Raw genomic sequence first — 2963 nt, forward strand, 5'->3', positions numbered from 1 at the left:
GCGGGGATCACCGGGCGGGCGGTGCGCCCGCTGGCGACGTTGGCGACTTCGGAGCGCTACGCGGCAGGTCAGCTGGGCGCCTCCGGCCCGGCGGGGCGGCCGCCGGTCCTGGCCTGGTTCGACACGGCGGCGGGCCGGTACGCGGTGACCCCGGAGGACGCCGGCGGCGAGCCGTGGGTGATGGTGACCCCGGCGGACAGCGCGTGGCTCGCGGACCGCCTGACCCGCATGCTCGACGCAGCCACCTGAGCCCTCCGCCGCGACCGGTCGTGAGTGTTCAGTCGGGTTCTAACCCGACTGAACACTCACGACCCCGGATCAAGTCGCCCAGGTGACCGGCGTGAAGTCGTCCTCGGGTTCCGGTCGCGGCCGGATGACCGGTCCCGCCTCGAACCCCGGCTCCTCCACCGGCCGCACCCCGATCCGCGGCCCGACCACCCCAGGCGGCATGTCCTCCGGCAGCAACTCCCCCAGCAATTCCCGCCCCTGCCGCAACGCCTCCACCCCGGCCTCCCCAGCCAGCCGCCGGATCACCCCGGCCAGCTCCCCCGGCGCGAGGTTCAACGCCCACCGCTCGAACCGCAGCTCCACCAGCGCCCCGTGCAGGTCCACCGCCAGCTCCACGCCGTCCCCGCACGCCTCGGCCCGGATCGCCGCCAGCCGTGCGCCGTACCCCGGCCCAGGCTCCGCGAAGGCGTCCTCGATCAGCTCCACCGTCGTCCGCTCCCCGCTCACTGCGCCCGCCAGCTCTCCGGCGTCGTCGCCTCCGCGTCCTCGCCCGCGGCCGTCAGCCCGAGCCCGTCGACGCTGTGCCACAACGACGCCGTCGCGCGGGCCGAAGCCGCCGCCGTCAGCAGCAGGATGCGGCGGGCCAGCTCGTCCGGTTCCAGCCGCAGCGCCGCGGCTTCCAGCGTCAGCTCCTGCAACGCCCCGCCGGGCGCGACCTCCACGGCGACCGTCCGGTCCGCGGCTTTTCCGGTGATCACGGGTGCACCCCTCCGTAGAACGTCGACGCCGAGAGCGTGTGCGTGTTCCGGCGGACGGCGTCCCCGGAGTTGCCCTCGATCATCGTGACCTGGTTCCCCTCGACCTTCTCGACGATGCCGATGTGCGTGCTCGTCGACGTGTTCTGCGGCCCGGTGCCGAAGATCAGCACGTCCCCCGGCCGCGCCTCGTGCAGCGAATGCTTGCCGTATGCGTGCCCGTTTGCCTGTCCCCAGTGGAAGACGTCGCCGCTGAACGGCAGCACCGGGATCTTCACGCCCGCCTTGCGCCACATCGCGGTGGCGAACGACGAGCACCAGGCGGCGGTCGGCCCGTACGGGTTGCGGTTGCTGCCCGGCGGGTTCTCCCGCGTGCCGAGCTCCTTGCGCGCGGCGTGCACGATCTCCTTGCCCCGCCCCGAAACGTGGCTCGCGTGCGTCGTCCTGTCCGCCACGTGATCGTGGCTGAGGTCCTTCCGCAGCGCGTTCAGCTTCTTCGCCGCGGCTTCGAGTTCGGCGTGGACGTGCCGCAGCGTCGACGCGGACTGCCGCGTGTAGTGCGGCGCCAGGTCGGCGACGTGCCCGACGGCCCGCATCAGCGCGGCTTGCGTCCCGGTGGCCACTCCCGCGTCCAGGACCTGCTTCGCCTTGGCGGTGTACTCGTCGACCAGCTGCTGCACGGCGGTGTGCCCGCTGTCCACTGTGGACGCGACGTGCGCGACGACCTTCTCCGCCGCGGCGCCGGCCGCGCCCGTGACCTTCAGTTCGTTCGTCAGTTTCGCGCTGGTGTGGCGGAATCCCTCGGCGCCGTGGCCGTGCCAGTGGCCGAGGACCACGGCGCTTTCCTTGTGGTACGCGTCGTGCTGGTCGTCCAGCGCCGTGGCCACCTGGTGCAGGGCGTATTCGGCGCGGACGGCGTCCTCGGCCTTGCCGGCGAGCTTGTTCCGGTACGCGATCAGGTCCTTCGCGAAGGAGCGCGCGAGTGCGGCGGTGTCCATGTCAGCTCCGTCGGACGTCGGTGAGCGCGGCCGCGGTGGCCGTTTCGTGGTCGCGGTAGGTCTTGGCGGCCTTCCGCGCGGCCTCGGCCAGCCCGTCGGCGTGCGTGCCGACGCCCTTGACCTGCCGCTGCAGCGCCAGCCCGAAGCCGGCCAGCGCGCCGGCGAACCCCGACTCCTTGCCGATCCGCCCGAAGCTGTCCTCCGCGATGTCGCGGACGTCCCGCAGCTGCCCGGTCGCGCCGCCCAGCGCGTCCGCGACGTGCCGGGTCCGCCGGACGTAGCCGTGCAGCACGTCGTCGTCCACCCGCAACGCCCCGCCACCGGACTGCGCGTGCGGCTTGCCGTGGTGCTCCGTGACGTCCTTCGCGGCCTTGCGCGCGGCCGCGAGGTGGTCCTTGTAGGCGCCGTTCGTGTACGTCGACCAGGGTGTGAAGTCGTGGCCGTCGCGGGAGATGCTGTTCGCGACACGGGCGTTGGTGGCCGGGTCGAACAGCTGGTCGTTCGACTTCAGGTGGTACTGGTGGCGCCGCTCCGGGCCCAGCGCGCCCAGCATGTTGATCTGCCAGAGGCCGTAGGAGTTGTCCGGCGGGGTGGCGTTGTGCGCGGTCGTCCGCCCGCCGGACTCGGCCAGCGCGACCGCCACCGCGGTGGTGAGGCCCTGGCCCCGGAACCCGGCCGCGTAGGCGTGCCGGGCGATCTGCTCGGCGCTCAGCTTGGTCATGGTTCGACCTTGACCGCCTGGGTACCCCCTGCGGTAGCCGCGCTGCACGCTGGGACAACCCGCGTGCACGCCCGGCGCAGGACCTTCGACGAGGGGATGGCGGATGCGCGGCACCGGGGTGCTGGCCCTGCTGGGGTTCACGCTGGTCACGGCGGCGTGTTCGGCACCGCGCGCGACCACGCCCAGCCCGATCGCCGACCCGGTGCCGCGGACCCGGCCCACCACCCCGACCGCGACCGCGCCACCGTGCGCGGTGCCGAC

At 73.4% G+C, this 2963-nt stretch carries 5 protein-coding genes; 1 reads left to right on the plus strand and 4 read right to left on the minus strand.

The features are described 5' to 3' along the window. Positions 1–249 (plus strand): ESX secretion-associated protein EspG (locus G3I65_RS51750; protein ID WP_203612737.1); only part of this gene is annotated, 249 nt, incomplete at its 5' end. A gap of 69 nt (positions 250–318) precedes the next feature. Here the strand turns inward: G3I65_RS51750 and G3I65_RS51755 are convergent. From G3I65_RS51755 to G3I65_RS51770, 4 genes are read right to left on the minus strand one after another with little or no spacing between them, the layout of a single operon-like run. Further along, positions 319–735 carry a hypothetical protein gene (locus tag G3I65_RS51755; protein WP_160703372.1) on the minus strand — a complete coding sequence of 139 codons (417 nt, stop codon included), beginning with the start codon at positions 733–735 and terminating at the stop codon, positions 319–321. Beyond that, on the minus strand, positions 732–986 hold the full coding sequence (locus G3I65_RS51760) for a YbaB/EbfC family DNA-binding protein (protein WP_160703374.1): 255 nt from the start codon (positions 984–986) through the stop codon (positions 732–734). Before G3I65_RS51760 ends, G3I65_RS51755 begins: the two co-directional genes overlap by 4 nt. Next, positions 983–1981 carry a CHAP domain-containing protein gene (locus tag G3I65_RS51765; protein ID WP_160703376.1) on the minus strand — a complete coding sequence of 333 codons (999 nt, stop codon included), beginning with the start codon at positions 1979–1981 and terminating at the stop codon, positions 983–985. The genes G3I65_RS51760 and G3I65_RS51765 overlap by 4 nt, the downstream gene beginning before the upstream one ends. Before the next feature lies 1 nt (position 1982). Continuing rightward, positions 1983–2702, minus strand: a complete 720-nt coding sequence (locus G3I65_RS51770) for a transglycosylase SLT domain-containing protein (RefSeq protein WP_160703378.1) — start codon at positions 2700–2702, stop codon at positions 1983–1985. Positions 2703–2963 lie beyond the last annotated feature (261 nt).

The sequence above is a fragment of the Amycolatopsis sp. SID8362 genome (assembly GCF_010550475.1).
GTDB classification, from domain to species: Bacteria; Actinomycetota; Actinomycetes; order Mycobacteriales; family Pseudonocardiaceae; genus Amycolatopsis; species Amycolatopsis eburnea.

Excerpts from the sequence above, each read along its gene's own strand:
- G3I65_RS51765 (WP_160703376.1), bottom strand. The coding sequence starts at position 1,981 with ATGGACACCGCCGCACTCGCGCGCTCCTTCGCGAAGGACCTGATCGCG.
- G3I65_RS51770 (WP_160703378.1), bottom strand. The coding sequence starts at position 2,702 with ATGACCAAGCTGAGCGCCGAGCAGATCGCCCGGCACGCCTACGCGGCC.